This window comes from Streptomyces sp. NPDC021080, assembly GCF_044333225.1.
Classification (GTDB): domain Bacteria; phylum Actinomycetota; class Actinomycetes; order Streptomycetales; family Streptomycetaceae; genus Streptomyces.
Window position 1 is genome coordinate 232,012 of record NZ_JBIRQM010000012.1, and the last position, 18,682, is coordinate 250,693.

General features: G+C 72.4%; 17 protein-coding genes and 3 pseudogenes. 11 read left to right on the top strand and 9 right to left on the bottom strand.

The features are described 5' to 3' along the window. Complete coding sequence (locus tag ACH4S8_RS28695) at positions 1-960, top strand: ABC transporter substrate-binding protein (protein WP_398399000.1); 960 nt, start codon at positions 1-3, stop codon at positions 958-960. An 86-nt stretch (positions 961-1,046) separates the two neighbouring features. Here the strand turns inward: ACH4S8_RS28695 and ACH4S8_RS28700 are convergent, their stop codons facing one another. Continuing rightward, positions 1,047-1,766 (bottom strand): isocitrate lyase/phosphoenolpyruvate mutase family protein, encoded by a 720-nt coding sequence (locus ACH4S8_RS28700; protein WP_398399002.1) that lies wholly within the window; start codon positions 1,764-1,766, stop codon positions 1,047-1,049. Positions 1,767-1,798: 32 nt separating this feature from the next. Next, positions 1,799-2,347: a carboxymuconolactone decarboxylase family protein gene (locus tag ACH4S8_RS28705; protein WP_398399182.1), complete on the bottom strand. Its 549-nt coding sequence runs from the start codon at positions 2,345-2,347 to the stop codon at positions 1,799-1,801. Positions 2,348-2,409: 62 nt separating this feature from the next. On the opposite strand from ACH4S8_RS28705, the gene ACH4S8_RS28710 reads away from it, so the two are divergent. Then, positions 2,410-3,801, top strand: a complete 1,392-nt coding sequence (locus tag ACH4S8_RS28710; protein ID WP_398399004.1) for a PLP-dependent aminotransferase family protein — start codon at positions 2,410-2,412, stop codon at positions 3,799-3,801. A 125-nt stretch (positions 3,802-3,926) separates the two neighbouring features. Here the strand turns inward: ACH4S8_RS28710 and ACH4S8_RS28715 are convergent, their stop codons facing one another. Continuing rightward, positions 3,927-4,778 (bottom strand): hypothetical protein, encoded by an 852-nt coding sequence (locus tag ACH4S8_RS28715; RefSeq protein WP_398399184.1) that lies wholly within the window; start codon positions 4,776-4,778, stop codon positions 3,927-3,929. Between the two features lie 129 nt (positions 4,779-4,907). Between ACH4S8_RS28715 and ACH4S8_RS28720 the strand changes: the two genes are divergently transcribed. Continuing rightward, positions 4,908-5,240 (top strand): hypothetical protein, encoded by a 333-nt coding sequence (locus ACH4S8_RS28720; protein ID WP_398399006.1) that lies wholly within the window; start codon positions 4,908-4,910, stop codon positions 5,238-5,240. A gap of 123 nt (positions 5,241-5,363) precedes the next feature. Then, positions 5,364-6,548 carry a glutathionylspermidine synthase family protein gene (locus tag ACH4S8_RS28725; protein ID WP_398399008.1) on the top strand — a complete coding sequence of 395 codons (1,185 nt, stop codon included), beginning with the start codon at positions 5,364-5,366 and terminating at the stop codon, positions 6,546-6,548. A 66-nt stretch (positions 6,549-6,614) separates the two neighbouring features. On the opposite strand, the gene rocD is transcribed toward ACH4S8_RS28725, so the two are convergent. Beyond that, complete coding sequence (gene rocD, locus ACH4S8_RS28730; protein ID WP_398399186.1) at positions 6,615-7,829, bottom strand: ornithine--oxo-acid transaminase; 1,215 nt, start codon at positions 7,827-7,829, stop codon at positions 6,615-6,617. A 319-nt stretch (positions 7,830-8,148) separates the two neighbouring features. Between rocD and ACH4S8_RS28735 the strand changes: the two genes are divergently transcribed. Continuing rightward, on the top strand, positions 8,149-9,594 hold the full coding sequence (locus ACH4S8_RS28735) for a glycine hydroxymethyltransferase (protein ID WP_398399010.1): 1,446 nt from the start codon (positions 8,149-8,151) through the stop codon (positions 9,592-9,594). 174 nt (positions 9,595-9,768) lie between these two features. On the opposite strand, the gene ACH4S8_RS28740 is transcribed toward ACH4S8_RS28735, so the two are convergent. Then, entirely contained in the window at positions 9,769-10,515 is a 747-nt protein-coding gene (locus tag ACH4S8_RS28740) for a hypothetical protein (RefSeq protein WP_398399012.1), read from the bottom strand. 387 nt (positions 10,516-10,902) lie between these two features. On the opposite strand from ACH4S8_RS28740, the gene trpS reads away from it, so the two are divergent. Beyond that, entirely contained in the window at positions 10,903-11,916 is a 1,014-nt protein-coding gene (gene trpS, locus ACH4S8_RS28745) for a tryptophan--tRNA ligase (RefSeq protein ID WP_398399015.1), read from the top strand. A gap of 223 nt (positions 11,917-12,139) precedes the next feature. Then, positions 12,140-12,721 carry a 2'-5' RNA ligase family protein gene (locus ACH4S8_RS28750; protein ID WP_398399017.1) on the top strand — a complete coding sequence of 194 codons (582 nt, stop codon included), beginning with the start codon at positions 12,140-12,142 and terminating at the stop codon, positions 12,719-12,721. A gap of 33 nt (positions 12,722-12,754) precedes the next feature. Here the strand turns inward: ACH4S8_RS28750 and ACH4S8_RS28755 are convergent, their stop codons facing one another. From ACH4S8_RS28755 to ACH4S8_RS28765, 3 genes and pseudogenes are all read right to left on the bottom strand, one after another. Next, positions 12,755-13,510 carry a decaprenylphospho-beta-D-erythro-pentofuranosid-2-ulose 2-reductase gene (locus tag ACH4S8_RS28755; protein ID WP_398399019.1) on the bottom strand — a complete coding sequence of 252 codons (756 nt, stop codon included), beginning with the start codon at positions 13,508-13,510 and terminating at the stop codon, positions 12,755-12,757. 72 nt (positions 13,511-13,582) lie between these two features. Further along, positions 13,583-13,792, bottom strand: a pseudogene (locus tag ACH4S8_RS28760) (D-arabinono-1,4-lactone oxidase); the annotation flags it as partial. After that, a pseudogene (locus ACH4S8_RS28765) lies at positions 13,787-13,987 on the bottom strand (decaprenylphosphoryl-beta-D-ribose oxidase); the annotation flags it as partial. The pseudogenes ACH4S8_RS28760 and ACH4S8_RS28765, both read right to left, overlap by 6 nt. Before the next feature lie 137 nt (positions 13,988-14,124). Here ACH4S8_RS28765 and ACH4S8_RS28770 point away from each other — a divergent pair. Beyond that, a pseudogene (locus tag ACH4S8_RS28770) lies at positions 14,125-14,557 on the top strand (GtrA family protein). Next, positions 14,545-15,474, top strand: a complete 930-nt coding sequence (locus tag ACH4S8_RS28775) for a YihY/virulence factor BrkB family protein (protein ID WP_398399021.1) — start codon at positions 14,545-14,547, stop codon at positions 15,472-15,474. The pseudogene ACH4S8_RS28770 and the gene ACH4S8_RS28775 overlap by 13 nt, the downstream one beginning before the upstream one ends. A 57-nt stretch (positions 15,475-15,531) precedes the next feature. On the opposite strand, the gene ACH4S8_RS28780 is transcribed toward ACH4S8_RS28775, so the two are convergent. Beyond that, positions 15,532-16,833, bottom strand: coding sequence for a D-alanyl-D-alanine carboxypeptidase family protein (locus ACH4S8_RS28780; RefSeq protein ID WP_398399023.1), 1,302 nt, complete (start codon positions 16,831-16,833; stop codon positions 15,532-15,534). 127 nt (positions 16,834-16,960) lie between these two features. On the opposite strand from ACH4S8_RS28780, the gene ACH4S8_RS28785 reads away from it, so the two are divergent. Continuing rightward, positions 16,961-17,203 (top strand): SCO4848 family membrane protein, encoded by a 243-nt coding sequence (locus tag ACH4S8_RS28785; protein WP_355759704.1) that lies wholly within the window; start codon positions 16,961-16,963, stop codon positions 17,201-17,203. 16 nt (positions 17,204-17,219) lie between these two features. Further along, positions 17,220-18,641, top strand: a complete 1,422-nt coding sequence (locus ACH4S8_RS28790) for a metallophosphoesterase (protein WP_398399026.1) — start codon at positions 17,220-17,222, stop codon at positions 18,639-18,641. The last annotated feature ends 41 nt before the right edge of the window (positions 18,642-18,682 follow it).

An 18,682-nucleotide genomic window follows, 5' to 3' on the forward strand; every position in this document is an offset into this window, starting at 1 on the left:
ATGCGTGTTCGTACGACATCCGCGGTGGCCGGCGCGTCGGCTCTGCTGCTGCTCACCGGCTGCGGCGCCGCCGACATGACCAAGCAGGCCTCGCCCTTCGCGAACGCCCGGGGCTCGCGGACGGTGACCCTGTCCGTGCAGTCGTGGGTCGGCGCCCAGTCCAATGTGGCCGTCGCGCAGTACCTCCTCGAACACGAGATGGGCTATCGCGTCGACACCGTGCAGGTCGACGAGGTACCCGCCTGGGACGCCCTCAGCCAGGGCCGCGTCGACGCCATCCTGGAGGACTGGGGACACCCCGACCAGGAGAAGCGGTACGTCCGGGACAAGAGGACGATCGTGCCCGGCGGGAACCTGGGCGTGACCGGGCACATCGGCTGGTACGTGCCGACGTACTTCGCGAAGCGGCATCCCGACGTCACGGACTGGAAGAACCTGAACAAGTACGCCGACCGGCTCCGCACCCCCGAGAGCGGCGGCAAGGGGCAGCTCCTCGACGGCTCCCCCTCGTACGTCACCAACGACAAGGCACTGGTGGACAACCTGCACCTGAACTACCAGGTGGTGTTCGCCGGTTCGGAGGCCGCGCAGATCACGCAGATGAAGCAGTTCGCCAAGGAGGGGAAGCCCTTCCTCACGTACTGGTACTCACCCCAGTGGCTCTTCGAGAAGGTCCCGATGACCGAGGTGAAGCTGCCCGCCCACAAGGAGGGCTGTGACGCGGACGCGGCGAAGGTCGCCTGCGCCTACCCGCACACCCCGCTCGAGAAGTACCTGAACGCCGGCTTCGCGAAGACCGGCGGCAAGGCGGCGGCGTTCCTGAAGAGGTTCAGGTGGACCACCGCGGACCAGAACGAGGTCTCCCTGATGATCGCCGACGACAGGCTGACACCCCAGGAGGCGGCGAAGAAGTGGGTGGAGCGCCACCGGTCGACCTGGCGGGCCTGGCTGCCGTCGTGACCCGGCCACCCGGCCGCGCGGGACCCCGCGCGGCCGGGGCAGGCCGTCGGGGCGGTCCGGTCCCGGACCGTTCCGACGCCACCGCCCTAGGGCCGCAGCTTCGCCGCGACGTCCCCCAGCGCCTCGGCCGCCCGGCGCTGCAGTCCGGGGCCGAACGTGACCCGGGTGGCGCCCAGTTCACCCAGTTCGGCCGGGGACGTCCCGTCGAGGCGGGCGAACGCGTTCAGGGGTCCCCGGACGCCCGACCGCAGCAGCGGGAGCACCTCCGCCGGAGCCCCGATCGGATACACGCAGTCCGCCCCCGCGGCGACGTACAGCGCGGCCCGCCCGATGGCCTGCCCCGGATCGCCGTCCCCGTGGGCGAAGACGTCGACCCGGGCGTTCACGAAGAGCAGGTCCGCCGCCGCGCCGCGCACCTCGGCCAGCCAGTCGGCGTGCCGGGCCGCGTCCTTGAGTACTCCGCCCTCGGAGTCCTCCAGGTTGCAGCCCACGACCCCGGCCTCCAGCAACCGCTCCACCAGCTCCCGGGGCGCCAGCCCGTAACCCCCCTCGACGTCCGCCGACACCGGCACGTCGACCGCCCGGGCGATCCGCGCGACCGCGGCGAACATCTCGTCGGCGGGCGTGTCCCCGTCCGCGTACCCGAGCGACGCGGCCACCCCCGCGCTGGGCGTGGCGAGCGCGGGGAACCCCGCGTCCGCGAACACCCGGGCGCTCACCGCGTCCCAGGGACCGGGCAGCACCAGCGGATCGCCCGGCACCCGCCCGTGGTGCAGTGCCCGGAACCGCTCCGCCCCGCTCGTCACCGGGTGCCCCCCCGCCCACCGGCGCCCGGCCGTCACTTGTGCCCGCCCGGCCGGTAGTGGCCGGGCACCATGCGGCAGGTCACGGCGAACCGGTTCCAGGCGTTGATCATCGTGATCGAGGCGATCAGCCGGACCAGGTCGGCCTCCTCGAAGTGCCGGGCCGCGCGCTTGTACACCTCGTCCGGCACGAAGCCCTCCGTGATCACCGTGACGGCCTCGGTCAGCTCGATCGCCGCGATCTCCTTCTCCGTGTAGAAGTGCCGCGACTCCTCCCACGCGCCGAGCTGCACGATCCGCTCCACGCTCTCACCCGCCGCGAGCGCGTCCTTGGTGTGCATGTCCAGGCAGAACGCGCAGTGGTTGAGCTGCGAGGCACGGATCTTCACCAGCTCGAGGAGCACGGGGTCCACCCCGTGCCGGGCCGCCGCGTCGAGCCTGACCATCGCCTTGTAGACGTCGGGGGCGAGCTCGGCCCAGGCCAGCCGGGGGGAGTGCTCGGGCGCGTACGGCGCGGTGCCGGTGCCGGTGCCGGTGCCGGCGGCGGAGGCCGCGGGGGTCGTCGGGGTGTGCCGGGTGGTCATGTCCTGCGTCGTCATGCGATCGACCCTACGAGGGGAGTAGCCCAGGGGTATGGTCCATTCCCATGGGGAAAACATGGGCCACTCTGGGTGTCGACCTCCATGTCGAGCCGACCGGCTCCGGTATCCGCAAGGGGCTCACGGAAGCGCTGCGCGAGGCCGTCCGCAGCGGCCGGCTGGCCCCCGGGACCCGTCTCCCGTCCTCCCGCTCGCTCGCCGCCGACCTCGGCATCGCCCGCAACACGGTCGCCGAGTCCTACGCCGACCTCGTCGCCGAGGGCTGGCTCACCGCACGCCAGGGCTCGGGCACGCGGGTGGCGGAGCGGAGCGTCGTACGACCGGCGCGGGAGGCCGCGCCACGCCGCCGCGAACCGGCCCGGCCCGCCTACGACCTCATTCCCGGGCGTCCCGACCTCGCGTCCTTCCCGCGCGCCGCCTGGCTCAAGGCGGCCCGCCGCGCCCTGACCCGCGCCCCGCACGAAGCCCTCGGCTACGGCGATCCCCGCGGCCGTCCCGAACTGCGCACCGCCCTCGCGGGCTATCTCTCCCGCGCCCGGGGCGTCCGCGCCGACCCCGAGCGCATCGTGATCTGCTCCGGCTTCTCGGACGGCCTCACCCTGCTCGGCACGGTCCTGCGCCGACGGGGGCCGCGCTCGGTCGCCGTGGAGTCGTACGGGCTCGACGTGCACTGGAACCTCCTGCACCGGTCGGGCCTGCGCACGACCCCCCTGCCGTTCGACGAACTCGGCACCGACACACGGGACATGGCGGGCGTGCGGGCCGTACTCCTCACCCCCGCCCACCAGTTCCCGATGGGTGTGCCGCTGCACCCGGACCGCCGGGCCGCCGTCGTCGCCTGGGCCCGCCGCACCGGGGGACTCGTCCTGGACGACGACTACGACGGCGAGTTCCGCTACGACCGGCAGCCCGTCGGCGCGTTGCAGGGTCTGGACCCCGACCACGTGGTCCATCTGGGCACCGCCAGCAAGTCCCTGGCACCCGCGCTGCGCCTCGGCTGGATGGTCCTGCCGCCCTCGCTCGTGGACGAGGTGGTCTCCCTGAAGGGGGAGGGCGGCTGGTCCACCGGGGCACTGGACCAGCTGACCCTGGCGGAGTTCATCACCTCCGGTGCCTACGACCGGCACGTCCGCGCCGCCCGGCTGCGCTACCGGCGCCGCCGGGACGCCCTCGTCGCGGCTCTCGCCGCCCGCGCCCCCGACGTGCACGCCACCGGCATCGCGGCCGGGCTGCACGCCGTGCTCCGGCTTCCGCCCGGCACCGAGGGGCCGGTCGTCCAGGCCGCCGCCTTCCAGGGTCTGGCCGTCCACGGCCTCTCCCACCACCGCCACCCGGACGCGCTCGTCCCGCACCAGGACGCCCTGGTCGTCGGCTACGGCACCCCGCCGGACCACGCCTGGTCGGGCGCCCTGGACGCGCTGTGCCGGGCGCTCCCCTGAGGGGACCTTGCCCGAGCGGGTTCACGAAGACGCGTGAGGCGTCACGACTCCGCGCGGGTCCGTGAGGTGTCATGACGGCACGCGGGTCCGTGAGGTGTCATGACGGCACGCGGGTCCGTGAGGCGTCACGACGGCACCGACACGGACGTCCGCTCCTCCGTCTCCGGGGCCTCGCCGAACCGCGCCAGCGCCAGCGCCCCCGCCACCGCCACGGCGAAACCGAGAACCGCCAGCCAGGTCAGTCCCTCGCGCGTACGGTCGCCCAGCCACACCACTCCCACCAGCGCCGGCCCGATGGTCTCCCCGATGACCAGCCCGGCGGTCGCCGTCGTCACCGAACCCCGTTCCAGGGCCGTGGTGAGCAGCAGGAACGCGGCACCGCCGCCGATCAGCAGCGCGTACGTCGCCGGATTGGCCAGCAGCGTCCCCGGATCGAGGTCGGCGATCAGCCGCACCGCCACCTCGACCACGCCGAACCCGAACCCCGCCCCGAGACCCAGCGCGAGCGCCCGCCCCCGGTCGGGCAGCCGTCCGCCGACGAGCCCCAGCACCAGGACGGCCACGGACGTCCCCAGCATCGCGTACTTCAGCGCCAGGGACCCCGTCCGGTCCCCCTCCGCCCCGGACGCCAGCCCCAGCATCGCGAGCCCGGCGCACACCACGGCCACCGCGCTCCACTCGACCCGGCTCAGCCGCACCCGCAGCAGCCGTGAGGCGACCACCGCGGTGACGGCCAGGCTCGCCGCGAGGGCCGCGCCGACCGCGTAGATCGGGATCGACCGCAGCGCGACGATCTGCAGCACGAACCCGACCCCGTCGAGGCCGAGGCCCGCCAGATAGCGCCACTGCCGCAGCGCCCGCAGCAGCAGGGCCGCGGCGCCGCCGCCCGTCCCGCCCGCACCCGCGGCCCGCGCGGCCATCGCCTGCAGAACCGTCGCCGTACCGAAACAGACCGAGGCACCAAGGGCGCACACCATTCCAAAGAACACGAAGTGACTCTAGGGGACGGTGTGTCGGCCGGGGGCCGTAGTGAACGCGCCATGCAGCCTCTAATCTGTCTCTTTCGCTCAAGAACTGATCCGAAGAGAGCAAGCGGGGGAAAGAAAATGGCGGACGTACGGCGTCAACTGCGCTCGGGCACGGTCGTCCTCGGCGGCATGGGACTTCTCGCGGTGGCGCTCACCGCCTGCTCCTCGGAGCCGGACAAGCGCTGCGTCGACCGCGACAGCTACAACGCCGGCAAGGGCTACAAGGTCGTCGCCGACAAGAACTGCACGTCCGCCACGACCTCGTCCGGCGGGACCTGGTACTACGGCGGCAGCAAGAAGAGCGGCTGGATCGACAGCGGTTCCTTCACCAGGCCCAGCGGCTCCGGCGGTTCGGGCGGCGGCGTCCACCGCGGCGGCTTCGGCGGCGGCAAGGGCGGCTCCGGCGGCTGATCCGCGGCCCCGGCCGCTGATCCCCGGCCCCGGCGGGCCGGAGCGAGGGCTCCGGCCCCGACCCGCCCGCCCGCCAAGACACGGAATACCCCCGCCCGCCGAGACGGAGAACCCGCCCGCCCCATGGAACGCCGCACGATCGACCCCCGCCCCGGCTGGCAGCAGACCGTCGAGGAGCAGGGGCTCGTCTACCCGCTCACCCGCCACCCCGACGACTCCCTGCGCCCCTACTGGGACGAGAGCGCCTACTACGCCTTCTCGCTGCCCGAGGTGGAGGCGCTGGAGGAGGTCGTCGGGGAACTGCACGCCATGTGCCTGACGGCGGCCGCTCACATCGTCGAACGGGAGCGCTTCGCCGACCTCGGCATCGACGACCCCCGGGTCGCGGCGGCCGTCGCCGAGTCCTGGCACCGGCGCGCCGAACTCCCCTCCGTCTACGGCCGTTTCGACCTCCGCTACGACGGAACGGGCCCGGCGAAACTCCTCGAGTACAACGCCGACACACCGACCTCGCTGGTCGAGGCCGCGAGCCCGCAGTGGTTCTGGATGGAGGACCGCTTCCCCGGCGCCGACCAGTGGAACTCCCTCCACGAACGCCTCGTCGCGGCCTGGAAGAGGCAGGGCGCCCTGCTCCCGCCCGGCAGCCCGCTCTACTTCGCGCACTCCGCGGAGGACGAGCTCGGCGAGGACCTGATGACGGTCGCCTATCTGAAGGAGACCGCGCAGCAGGCCGGTCTCGACACGGACTGGATCTCCATGGAGGAGATCGGCTGGGATCCCCTCTCCGGGCGGTTCGTCGACAACCGGCTCGGCTTCATCCGCAGCTGCTTCAAGCTCTACCCCTGGGAATGGCTCACCACCGACGCGTTCGCCGGCCATGTGCTGGACACCCTCGACAACGGCGGCGGCACCGGCACGACCCTGTGGATCGAGCCCGCCTGGAAGATGCTCCTGTCCAACAAGGCCCTCCTCGCCGTCCTGTGGGAGCTGTACCCGGGCCACCCGAACCTGCTCGCCGCCCACCTCGACGGCCCGCGTGAACTGGCCCGTACGACCGGCTACGTCGCCAAGCCCCTGCTCGGCCGCGAGGGCGCCGGTGTGACGATCCACGAACCCGGTGCCGCCCCCGTCGTACGCGAAGAGGACTGCTGCTACCAGGAGTTGGTGCCGCTCCCGTCCTTCGACGGCAACCGGGTCGTCCTCGGGGCGTGGGTCGTCGGGGACGAGCCGGCGGGCCTCGGCATCCGGGAGTCCTCCGGCCTCGTCACGGACGAGTACGCCCGCTTCCTGCCCCACGTGATCCTGTAGAGCCGGAGCCGGAGCCGGAGCCGGGGCCGGGGCCGGAGCCGGAGCCGGAGCGGGAGGCCAGGGGCCCTATGCCCCGAGGACGGCCCTCAGCTGGGCCAGCCCCCAGTCCAGGTCCTCCTCGGTGATGACCAGCGGCGGGGCGATCCGGATCGTGACACCGTGGGTGTCCTTGACGAGGACGCCCCGTTCCATCAGCTTCTCCGAGACCTCCCGGCCGCTTCCGTGCCCGGGAGCGATGTCGACGCCCGCCCACAGGCCGCGCCCGCGCACCGCCGTGACGTGACCGGAGTCCTTCAACAGGCCCAGTTCCCGGTGCAGACGCTCCCCGAGCCGGGCCGCCCGCTCCTGGTACTCGCCCGACCGCAGCATCGCGATCACCTCCAGGGCCACCGCGCAGGCCAGCGGATTCCCGCCGAACGTCGACCCGTGCTCCCCGGGCCGGAACACCCCCAGCACCTCCGCGCTCGACACCACCGCCGACACCGGCACCACCCCGCCGCCGAGCGCCTTCCCGAGGACGTACACGTCCGGCACCACGCCCTCGTGCTCGCACGCGAACGTACGGCCGGTCCGTCCCAGCCCCGACTGGATCTCGTCCGCGACGAACAGCACGTTCCGCTCCCGGGTCAGCTCCCGCACGGCCGGCAGGTAACCGGTCGGCGGCACCAGCACCCCGGCCTCCCCCTGGATCGGTTCCAGCAGCACGGCCACGGTGTTCTCCGTGACCGCCGCCCGCAGGGCCGTCAGGTCCCCGTACGGCACGATCTCGAACCCCGGTGTGTACGGGCCGAAGTCGGCCCGGGCCTCGGGGTCCGTCGAGAAGCTGATGACCGTCGTCGTACGCCCGTGGAAGTTGTTGCCCGCGACCACGATCTTCGCCATCCCGGCGGGGACGCCCTTGACCTTGTACCCCCACTTCCGGGCCGTCTTCACCGCCGTCTCCACCGCCTCCGCGCCGGTGTTCATCGGCAGCACCGTCTCCATGCCGCACAGCGAGGCCAGCTCCCGGCAGAAGTCCGCGAACCGGTCGTGGTGGAACGCCCGGGAGGTCAGCGTCACCCGGTCCAGCTGCGCCTTGGCCGCCTCGATCAGCCGCCGGTTGCCGTGGCCGAAGTTCAGCGCCGAGTATCCGGCCAGCATGTCGAGGAAACGGCGCCCCTCGACGTCCGTCATCCAGGCCCCGTCCGCCGTCGCCACGACGACCGGCAGCGGGTGGTAGTTGTGCGCGCTGTGCGCGTCGGCCGAGGCGATGAACGCCTGCGTCGTCTCCCTGGCATCCATGGTGGTCACGGGATCTCCGTTCGCGCGAGGGCGGGCTTGTGTCCTCTTTCCTATCGTCGCTCGCATGGTGGACCGGGGACCCCGGTGATCCGGCGCGCCCGGTAGGCTGACCGGCGGGGCCGTGACTGGCGCGCTGGGATGGGACCGACCATCGGGGAGCGGCACCCGCGCTGTGGCTTCCCCGGGGCGATCCCGGACCTCAGGACGGAGAAGCAGGCCGTCGTGAGGGGCCCGGAGTTCCGGGCGAGGAGTCGCGGCAACCGAGTGCCGTGCGCCTGGGCCGACCCGTGAACGCTGAAGACAACGTCCGGAGGCCGTCATGCCAGAGCCCCTTTCCACCGAGTCCACCGCCTTCCGCAGCGCCCTCGACGTGATCAGGGCCGTCGAGCCCCGCGTCGCCGACGCCATCGGCCAGGAGATCGCCGACCAGCGGGACATGCTGAAGCTGATCGCCTCCGAGAACTACGCCTCCCCGGCCACCCTCCTGGCCATGGGCAACTGGTTCAGCGACAAGTACGCCGAGGGCACTGTCGGCCGCCGCTTCTACGCCGGCTGCCGCAACGTGGACACCGTCGAGGCCCTCGCCGCCGAGCACGCCCGTGAACTGTTCGGCGCCGAACACGCCTACGCCCAGCCGCACTCCGGCATCGACGCCAACCTCGTCGCCTTCTGGGCCGTCCTCGCCGCCCGCGTGGAGGCCCCGGCCCTCGCCGAGGCCGGCGTCCGCAACGTCAACGACCTCTCCGAGGCCGACTGGGCCGAACTGCGCCAGGCCTTCGGCAACCAGCGCATGCTCGGCATGTCCCTGGACGCCGGCGGTCACCTCACCCACGGATTCCGCCCGAACATCTCAGGAAAGATGTTCGACCAGCGCTCCTACGGCACCGACCCCGCCACCGGCCTCATCGACTACGAGGCCCTGCGCGTCTCCGCCCGCGAGTTCAAGCCGCTGATCATCGTCGCCGGCTACTCCGCCTACCCCCGTCTGGTGAACTTCCGGATCATGCGGGAGATCGCCGACGAGGTCGGCGCCACCCTCATGGTCGACATGGCGCACTTCGCCGGCCTGGTCGCGGGCAAGGTCCTCACCGGCGACTTCGACCCGGTCCCGCACGCCCAGATCGTCACCACCACCACGCACAAGTCGCTCCGCGGCCCGCGCGGCGGCATGGTCCTGTGCGACGAGAGCCTCGCCGAGCAGGTCGACCGCGGCTGCCCGATGGTCCTCGGCGGCCCGCTGCCCCACGTCATGGCCGCCAAGGCCGTCGCGCTCGCCGAGGCCCGCCGCCCCGAGTTCCGCGACTACGCCCAGGCCGTCGTCGACAACGCGCGTGCCCTGGCCGAGGGCCTGATGCGCCGCGGCGCCACCCTGGTCACCGGCGGCACGGACAACCACCTCAACCTCATCGACGTCGCCTCCTCCTACGGCCTGACGGGCCGCCAGGCCGAGTCCGCGCTGCTCGACTCGGGCATCGTCACCAACCGCAACGCGATCCCCGCCGACCCGAACGGCGCCTGGTACACCTCCGGCATCCGCATCGGCACGCCCGCGCTCACCACCCGTGGTCTCGGCGCGACCGAGATGGACGAGATCGCCGCGCTGATCGACCGGGTCCTGACCGCGGCCGAGCCCGGCACCACCGCCAAGGGCGCCCCGTCCAAGGCGCAGCACGTCCTGGACCCGAAGATCTCCGACGAGATCGCCCACCGCGCGAGCGACCTGCTCACCGGCTTCCCCCTCTACCCGGAGATCGACCTCGGCTGACGCCCGTCACCGGCGCCGGACCGCACCGGCGCCGGGACCGGTTCCAGCCTCGGGACCGGGACCGGGACCGGGGCCGGGGCCGGGGCCGTCACCGGCGCCGTACCGGCTCATGGGCCGTCCGGCCCTGGGCGGGGCCGGGATCGGGACGGCGGGCCGGGGCGGTGGGGCGGTCGGTCACTGGGCTTCGATCAGCTCCTGGCGGGGCCCCAGCAGCGGTCCGGCGTTCGCGCGCCGCGCCCGGAACGCCGCCTGCGAGATGAACCACGCGGCCCCGGCGCCGAGCGCCACGCCCGCCGCGAGTCCGGGCACCGCCCACGCCGCCGGGTCCAGCTCCACCTCGGGGGCGGACACGGTCACCCCGGAGCCGAAGAGCCTGCCGTCCTTCACCAGCTCGTCGAACACCGAGCGCGACGCCGGATGCCAGCGGATGTCGTGGTTCATCGAGTCCGGCGACAGGTTCGACCGCACCCACGGCGTACCGTCCACGGAGAGGTACACCTGGTCCTGGCGGCTGATGGTGACGTCACCGCCGGGTGTCCGATGGGCGGTCCGCGTCCCGTCCGAGGGACCCGTGACCCCCCAGATCACCGTGGCCTGCGGTTCGGGGAGGTGGCCGTCCTTCCACCCGTCGGGCGCTTTCTCCGTTCCCGTGTACCGGGGCGACAGCAGCCGCCACAGCCGTCCGAAGTCCGGATCCTCGTTGTGCAGCGTGGTCGTCCGTCCCGTGTCACCGGCGATGGTCAGGGCGACGTCCGGGCTGTCCACCGAGGAGAGCTCCGCAGCGCTCTCCAGCACGGCCTGGGAGACCACCGGCGCACTCGCCGTCGGGCCGGCCAGGGCGGACGGTGCCACCGACACCACCGCAGCGGTGGTCGCACCCAACGCCCCCACCACCGTGACCAGTTCACGAAGCCCGCGCATGGAACCCCCAAACGGCCGACGCAGAGCCGGCCCGCACACCGTTGTGCCACTTCCTGGGTGCGCCGACGGACCCGCCGGGGGTTCCCCTCGACGGCGACGTCCGAGCAGCGCTCCGCCCTGCCGAATCCGGTACCGGGCGATTCGGCATTCTTAAGCGCCGGTGACCTCGAAAAACACCCCCTCCAGCAGGAATGTCACCTCACCGTTGCACTTTCCTGACGGTGAGTGCTGGAAAGACGCTCAGTTGAGCGAAATGGTGACCGTCTGTGCCGACGGGCCGGAGGTCCGGAGGGCCCGGTTCCCGGGACCGCGGCGGCGGCCCACCCGGGTCCCGTCTCTTTCCGGCCAGTTCCGGAGCGGGCCCCGGTACCTGAGAGAATGGTGAACATGGCCTCTGACAGTCCTCGCGTGCTCTCCGGAATCCAGCCCACGGCAGGCTCGTTCCACCTCGGCAACTACCTCGGCGCCGTCCGCCAGTGGGTGGCGCTCCAGGAGTCCCACGACGCGTTCTACATGGTCGTCGACCTGCACGCGATCACGATCCCGCAGGACCCCGCGGACCTGCGCGCCAACACCCGGCTCGCGGCGGCGCAGCTGCTCGCCGCCGGCCTCGACCCGGAGCGCTGCACGCTCTTCGTCCAGAGCCATGTCCCCGAGCACGCGCAGCTCGCCTGGGTGATGAACTGCCTCACCGGTTTCGGCGAGGCCTCCCGCATGACCCAGTTCAAGGACAAGTCCGCCAAGCAGGGCGCCGACCGCGCGAGCGTCGGCCTCTTCACGTACCCGGTCCTGCAGGTGGCGGACATCCTGCTGTACCAGGCCCACGAGGTCCCGGTCGGTGAGGACCAGCGCCAGCACATCGAACTCACGCGTGACCTCGCGGAGCGCTTCAACGGCCGCTTCGGCGAGACGTTCAGGATCCCCAAGCCGTACATCCTCAAGGAGACGGCGAAGATCTTCGACCTCCAGGACCCGTCGATCAAGATGAGCAAGTCGGCGTCGACGCCGAAGGGCCTCATCAACCTGCTCGACGACCCGAAGGTGACCGCCAAGAAGGTCAAGAGCGCCGTCACCGACACCGACACCGTCATCCGCTACGACGCGGTGGACAAGCCGGGCGTCAGCAACCTCCTCACCATCTACTCCACCCTCACCGGCACCTCGATTGCCGCGCTGGAGCAGGAGTACGAGGGCAAGATGTACGGCGCGCTCAAGACGGACCTCGCCGAGGTCATGGTCGACTTCGTGACGCCGTTCAAGGAGCGCACCCAGCAGTATCTGGACGACCCCGAGACCCTCGACTCGATCCTGGCCAAGGGTGCCGAGAAGGCGCGCGCCGTCGCCGCGGAGACGCTCTCCCAGGCGTACGACCGGGTCGGATTCCTGCCTGCCAAGCACTGACGGCCGGGGCCGCCGCCGAAGCCGGGCGCGCCCCGGCCTCGGCGGCGCCACGGCCCCTACCACACCACCTTCGGCAGTCAGTACGAGACGAGCGCGACACCCCTGTGACGGCCGATTGAGGGTCGTACCGCCGTACAGTCGAAAGCGGAGCAGGCCGAGCGGTCGCCCCCGCCCGCGCAGCACCACCGAACAGCCCTGAGCACCGACAACGACAGGAGACGACGTGGGGACCGTAACGATCGGTGTGTCGATCGCGGTCCCGGAGCCTCACGGCAGCCTGCTCCAGGAGCGGCGCGCGGGCTTCGGCGACCCCGCGGCTTGCTGTATTCCCACGCACGTCACCCTGCTGCCGCCGACCGAGGTCGAGGACTCGGCGCTGCCCGCGATCGAGGCGCACCTCGTGGAGGTCGCGGCCGCCGGGCGCCCGTTCCCGATGCGGCTGTCCGGCACGGGCACCTTCCGCCCCCTGTCACCGGTCGTGTACGTACGGGTGGCCGAGGGCGCCGAGGCCTGCACCTGGTTGCAGCAGCAGGTCCGGGACGTCTCGGGCCCCGTCGCCCGCGAGCTGCAGTTCCCGTACCACCCGCACGTCACCGTGGCCCACGGCATCGGCGAAGAGGCCATGGACCACGCCTTCGAGGCGCTCTCCGGGTACGAGGCCGCGTGGCCCTGCACCGGATTCGCCCTCTACGAACAGGGCGCCGACGGTGTGTGGCGCAAGCTCCGCGAGTTCGCCTTCGGCAGTGCCGTGGTGCCCCCGCAGGCCTCCTCGCCCGAGCGGGACACCACACTGCCGGCGCTCTAGGGCCTGTCCCGGCGCTGCGCCGGGCGCCGGACCTCAGAGCGACAGCCGCCTGAACAGCGTCCGAGGCGTGTGCCGCAGCGCGGCCATGACCATCCGGAGCGCCCCCGGCACCCACACCGTCTCGGAACGGCGCCGCAGTCCCAGCTCGATCGCCGCGGCCACCGCCTCGGGCGTCGTCGACAGCGGCACCCGAGGCAGATGGGCCGTCATCCGCGTGCGGACCGACCCGGGGCGTACGACCATGACGTGCGCGCCGGTGCCGTGCAGGGCGTCGCCCAGACCCTGCGCGAAGGCGTCCAGGCCCGCCTTGCTGGATCCGTAGATGAAGTTCGAGCGGCGGGCGCGTTCGCCCGCGACCGAGGACAGCACGACCAGGGAGCCGTGCCCCTGCGTCTGCAGCGCCCGTGCGCACACCAGGCCCGAGGACACCGCGCCCGTGTAGTTCGTCTGCGCGACCCGGACCGCCGCGACCGGTTCCTTCTCGTCCACGGCCTGGTCGCCGAGCACTCCGAAGGCCATCAGCACCATGTCGATGTCGCCCTCGGCGAAGACCTTGCCGAGCACCGCCTCGTGGGACTCGGGGTCGAGGGCGTCGAAGGCGACGGTACGGACGTCCGCGCCGAGCCCGCGCAGCCGCTCGGCGGCCTCCTCCAGGGCTGGCGTCGGCCGTCCGGCGAGCCACACCGTGCGGGTGCGCCGGGTGATCAGCCGGCGCGCGGTGGCCAGCGCGATCTCGGACGTGCCGCCGAGGACCAGCAGGGACCGGGGGATACCGAAGGCGTCCTTCATGACAGCTAGCTCCTTCAGACGGGGAACCGGACGGGGACGGGAAGGGGCGCGGGGCGGGAGCGGCGAGGGGCGCTACAGGCCGAGACGGCGGGACAGGTCCGAGGTGAAGACGCCCCGCGGGTCCAGTTCCCGGCGCAGCGACCGGAACGCGCCGAGCCGCGGATACATGGCGGCCGGCAGGTCGGGCCGCAGCCGCGCGTCCTTGGCGAGGTACACGCGCCCCCCGGCGCCCGCCACCTCCTCGTCCAGCTCGTAGAGGAAGGGACCGAGGCCCGGCAGGCCCGTCATGTCGAGCACCGCCCCGCCCGCGTTCTGCGCGGCGTCGCCGTACGCCCGTCCGAGCCCCCGGGCGACCCCTCCCCGCGCCCCGCACTCCCGGACGGCGGCCGCCTCCCCGCAGGTGCGCGGGCGGACCGGACGGGCGGTGGCCGGGGCGGTGCGGCCCCGACCCGTGACGGAGACGGAGTCGGCGGGCATGCCCGTGACCGTAGCGCCGCCGAGGGGGCACAACGGGGCAATCTCCCCAGCACTCCCGGCTCCTCACCGAAATGGGTGATTAATGGGATGTCGTTAAAGATCTCCATAGTTCTGGTGTCACTCCCTAGAAAAGTGGCATCACATGGACGACCTCGACGACCGTGACGCGACGGATCGGCGGCTTGACGACCATGGCCACCGACCTCGGCCTCTTCGTCCGGCTCCGCGGTCCGGCGGGCCCGGACCCGCTGACCGCCAAGGCGCTGTCCTTCCTCGCGGGCTGCTCGGTGGCCTACGCCGGGAACGCGCACGGCACCTACCGGCACACCCGCGGCCCGCGGCCCGCGGCCGCGCCCGTACCCGGTCTTCCTCGCCGTGAACGCCGCGGGCGCGCTCGTGCAGCTGCTGTGCATCGCCGTCGGCCACTACGGGTTCGGGTTCACCTCGCCGCGCGCGGACACCGTCTCCGGTGCGGGAACCGGCATGGCGCTCGCCACTGTCCTGCGTTTCTGGGGTACCCGTGCACTGGTTTTCCGAGGTGAGGGTGGAGTCGGATCATGGACTGGCTGAAAAAGATTCCCGGCGTGGGGCCACTGGTCGTGCGTCTGATGACCACACACGCGTGGCGGTCGTACGAACGGCTGGACCGCGTGAAGTGGACCCGGCTCGCCGCCGCGATGACCTTCATCAGCTTCGTGGCCCTGTTCCCGCTGCTGACCGTGGCCGCCGCGATCGCCGCCGCCACGTTGAGTCCCCAGCAGCAGAAGGACCTCCAGGACAAGCTCGCCGATCAGGTGCCGGGCATCTCCGACCAGCTCGACATCCACGCCCTCGTCCAGAACGCGGGCACGATCGGGCTCGTCGCGGGCGTGCTGCTGCTGATCACCGGCATCGGCTGGGTCGGCCAGATGAGGGAGTGTCTGCGCGCGGTCTGGGAGCTGCCCGACAGCGAGGAGAACCCCTTGCTGCGCAAGCTCAAGGACGGGGGAGTCCTCGTCGGTCTCGGCGGCGCGGTGCTCCTGACCATCGCCGTCTCCACCCTCGCGTCGACGGCGATGGGCTGGTCGGCGCGGCACGTGGGCGTCGACGAGAACGGCTGGGGGAGCACGCTGCTCCAGGTCATCGCCTTCGCGGTGGCCGTGCTCGCCGACTTCCTGGTCCTGCTGTACGTCCTCACGCTGCTGCCCGGCGTCGAGCCGCCGCGCCACCGGCTGATCGTCGGGGCGCTGATCGGCGCCGTCGGGTTCGAGCTGCTCAAACTGCTGCTCAGCGGCTATATGCGGGGCGTGGCGTCGAAGAGCATGTACGGCGCCTTCGGGGTGCCGATCGCGCTGCTCCTGTGGATCAACTTCACCTCGAAACTGCTGCTGTACTCCGCCGCCTGGACGGCGACACGCAGCGAGGGGCGGGACCGGGAGACGACGGCTCCGGACGGACCCGAGGCTCCGGACGAGCCCGCCGGCTCCCGGGAACCGGCCACCCCGTAGGGCCTGAGGGACCCGAGGGGGCTCCGAAGAACGCGAAGGCTCCGGAGCCCCGGGTGGTCAGCGGCGGCGGCGCATCAGGTCCGGCAGCGGCCAGCGGCGGTTGACCAGGAAGACGCCGGCCGCGAGCAGCACGAGGAAGCCGCCCGCCAGGCCGAGCGCGACGCCGATGCCGCTCGCACCGCCCTTCGCCGCGGAGGCGGAGGCCGCCACCGGCTTCGTGGAGGCGTGCGCGGTGCCCGTACCGGAACCCGTGCCCGTGCCGGGGCTCGTTCCGTCCGACGCGTTCGCGCCCGGCTGCGCGGTGGTGTCGACTCCCTTGGGCGCGACCAGTTCGCCCACCGGCTGGACCTTGTCCGCGGCCTGGAATCCCCAGTCGAGCAGCTGCGCGGCCTCCTTGTAGACCTCGTTGTGCTCCTTCTTCTCCGGGTTCATGACCGTGACGAGCAGCACCTTGCCGCCGCGCTCGGCGACACCCGTGAAGGTGGCGCCGGCGTTGGTGGTGTTGCCGTTCTTCACCCCCGCGATGCCCTGGTACGGGGTCACGTCGCTGTCACCGGCCAGCAGCCGGTTGGTGTTCTGGATCTCGAAGGTCGAGCGGCCCGCCGCGCCCTTCCCCTTCTTGGCCGTCACGCCGGGGAACTTGGCCCGCACCGTCGAGCAGTACTCCCGGAAGTCCTTCTTCTGGAGCCCCGAACGGGCGAACAGCGTCAGGTCGTACGCCGACGACACCTGCCCCCTGGCGTCGTAGCCGTCCGGGCTCACCACGTGCGTGTCGAGGGCCTGGAGGTCCTCGGCGTGCGCCTGCATGTCCTTGACCGTCTCGGGGACGCCGCCGTTCATCGCGGACAGCACGTGCACGGCGTCGTTGCCGGACCGCAGGAAGACGCCGAGCCACAGGTCGTGGACGGTGTACGTCTGGTTCTCCTTTATGCCCACCACGCTGGAGCCCGCGCCGATGCCCGCCAGGTCGGAGGGGGCCACCTTGTGCGAGGTGGTGCTGGGGAACTTGGGCAGCACCGTGTCGGCGAACAGCATCTTCAGGGTGCTCGCCGGGGGCAGCCGCCAGTGCGCGTTGTGGGCGGCCAGGACGTCGCCCGACTCCGCGTCGGCGACGATCCAGGAGCGGGCGGTGACGTCGGCGGGCAGGACGGGGGCGCCGGCGCCGAGGTTCACCTGGTTGCCGGGCCGGCCGAGCCGTTCGCCGCCGAGGGTCGACATGGCCGCCGGGGGCGTGGCCGACGGGGAGGCGGTGGGGCTCTCCGTGGGGCTCGCGTCGGTGGTGTCGGCGAACGCGGGCGCAGCAAGAGAAAGGGTCAACAAGGCGGCGGAAGTGATCAGTAGAGATCGCTGAATGGTCATTTTCGAGGCGGGCACGATCGAGAACGTACAGGGGTTGTGACCTGAATTCCCGTCACCGTTCGGGGAAGCCGTCCCGCCCGCTCCACCCCGGCGCCGGATCACGGTGGGCGACGGCGATACTGAACGCATGAAGCTCAGCCGCCCCGTGTCCTGGTTCCTGCTCGCCTTCGGGGTGTGGAGCTGGGTCATTTGGGTCACTTTCGCTAAGAATCTCTGGAAAGACGCCAGTGGGCTCGCCTTCGACGACGCGGGTGATCCGACCGCGTATTTCTGGGTGCACCTGACGCTCGCCGTCGTGTCGTTTGTCCTTGGGACGGTCGTCGGGGTCATCGGGTTGCGCGGCGTACGCGCTTTGCGCCAGACGTCATAACGGGGGATACGGCGTCATGGTCATCTTGTTCGTGTCGGCGGGCCTGGCCGCGCTGGCCGTGCTCGGCGGACTGCACTGGTACGCCTACCGCCGGCTGGTGCGGGACACCACGAACGGCCCCGGACCGGTCCGGCGGCTGGGCGCGGCCGTCTTCGTCGCCGGGCCGCTGCTGATGGTCGGCGCCGTCGCGAGCGAGCGGGCGGGCGCCCCCTTCTGGCTCCAGCGGACGCTGTCCTGGCCCGGGTTCCTGTGGATGCCGCTGGGCCTCTACCTCGTCCTGGCGCTGCTGGCCGGCGAGTTCGTACGGCCGGTCCTGCGGTGGGCCCTGGAGCGCCGGGCCGCCGGACGGCGGGAGACGGGCGGGGCCGGGTCCCCCGCCGTGACCGGACAGGCGGAGCCGCGCGAGAGCGTGCGCCCCGCCTCCGGCACGGCACCGGCGGGGACGGAACGGCCGGGACCCGCGGAGCCGGCGGCGTCGCCGGAACCTGAGGGGCCGGCCGAACCGGCGGGACAGGCCGAACCGACGGGGGAGGCGGGACCCGCGGAGCCGGCGCGATCGGCTGAACCGGGGGCCGGGGCGGAGCCCGCGGAACCGGCGGGGGCCCTCCGGGCGCCGTCGCGGCGGCTGTTCGTCTCACGGGTCGTGGGCGGCGCGGCCGCGGCCGTCGCGGTGGGGACCGTGGGCCACGGGACGTACGGCGTCCTGCGCGGGCCCGGGGTGAAGCGGGTCACCGTGCCGCTCGCCAAGCTGCCCCGGTCCGCCCACGGCTTCCGGATCGCCGTCGTGAGCGACATCCACCTCGGACCGGTGCTCGGACGCGGCTTCGCCCAGAAGGTCGTCGACACGATCAACTCCACGCAGCCCGACCTGATCGCCGTCGTCGGCGACCTGGTCGACGGCAGCGTGAAGAACCTCGGCCCCGCGGCCGCGCCGCTCGCCGGCCTGCGAGCCCGGCACGGGTCCTACTTCGTCACCGGGAACCACGAGTACTTCTCCGGAGCCGAGCAGTGGATCCGGGAGGTGCGGGAGCTCGGGATCCATCCCCTGGAGAACGCGCGGACCGAGCTGGCGGGATTCGACCTCGCCGGCGTCAACGACCTCCAGGGCGAGAGCGAGGGACAGGGGCCCGACTTCGGCAAGGCGCTCGGGGACCGCGACCGGACCCGGGCCTGTGTGCTGCTCGCCCATCAGCCGGTGCAGATCCATGAAGCGGTGCGCCACGGGGTCGACCTCCAGTTGTCGGGACACACCCACGGCGGACAGCTGTGGCCGGGCAACTTCGTCGCGGCCGCCGCCAACCCGACGGTCGCCGGCCTGGAGCGCTACGGCGACACGCAGCTGTACGTCTCCCGGGGCGCGGGAGCCTGGGGGCCGCCGACCCGCGTCGGCGCGCCCTCGGACATCACGGTCGTCGAACTGGCCTCGCGCGAAGCCTGAGAATCCCCTGTGAGGAGCGGCGGAAAAGATCGTTTTCGCCG

Bases quoted from the DNA above. Each gene is read 5' to 3' on its own strand.
- ACH4S8_RS28755 (WP_398399019.1), bottom strand. From the start codon at position 13,510: ATGAAGGACGCCTTCGGTATCCCCCGGTCCCTGCTGGTCCTCGGCGGC.
- ACH4S8_RS28785 (WP_355759704.1), top strand. From the start codon at position 16,961: ATGAAGCTCAGCCGCCCCGTGTCCTGGTTCCTGCTCGCCTTCGGGGTG.
- ACH4S8_RS28775 (WP_398399021.1), top strand. From the start codon at position 14,545: ATGGACTGGCTGAAAAAGATTCCCGGCGTGGGGCCACTGGTCGTGCGT.
- ACH4S8_RS28710 (WP_398399004.1), top strand. From the start codon at position 2,410: ATGGGGAAAACATGGGCCACTCTGGGTGTCGACCTCCATGTCGAGCCG.
- trpS (WP_398399015.1), top strand. From the start codon at position 10,903: ATGGCCTCTGACAGTCCTCGCGTGCTCTCCGGAATCCAGCCCACGGCA.
- ACH4S8_RS28725 (WP_398399008.1), top strand. From the start codon at position 5,364: ATGGAACGCCGCACGATCGACCCCCGCCCCGGCTGGCAGCAGACCGTC.
- ACH4S8_RS28790 (WP_398399026.1), top strand. From the start codon at position 17,220: ATGGTCATCTTGTTCGTGTCGGCGGGCCTGGCCGCGCTGGCCGTGCTC.
- ACH4S8_RS28715 (WP_398399184.1), bottom strand. From the start codon at position 4,778: ATGGTGTGCGCCCTTGGTGCCTCGGTCTGTTTCGGTACGGCGACGGTT.
- ACH4S8_RS28720 (WP_398399006.1), top strand. From the start codon at position 4,908: ATGGCGGACGTACGGCGTCAACTGCGCTCGGGCACGGTCGTCCTCGGC.
- ACH4S8_RS28705 (WP_398399182.1), bottom strand. From the start codon at position 2,347: ATGACCACCCGGCACACCCCGACGACCCCCGCGGCCTCCGCCGCCGGC.
- ACH4S8_RS28695 (WP_398399000.1), top strand. From the start codon at position 1: ATGCGTGTTCGTACGACATCCGCGGTGGCCGGCGCGTCGGCTCTGCTG.
- ACH4S8_RS28780 (WP_398399023.1), bottom strand. From the start codon at position 16,833: ATGACCATTCAGCGATCTCTACTGATCACTTCCGCCGCCTTGTTGACC.
- rocD (WP_398399186.1), bottom strand. From the start codon at position 7,829: ATGGATGCCAGGGAGACGACGCAGGCGTTCATCGCCTCGGCCGACGCG.
- ACH4S8_RS28735 (WP_398399010.1), top strand. From the start codon at position 8,149: ATGCCAGAGCCCCTTTCCACCGAGTCCACCGCCTTCCGCAGCGCCCTC.
- ACH4S8_RS28740 (WP_398399012.1), bottom strand. From the start codon at position 10,515: ATGCGCGGGCTTCGTGAACTGGTCACGGTGGTGGGGGCGTTGGGTGCG.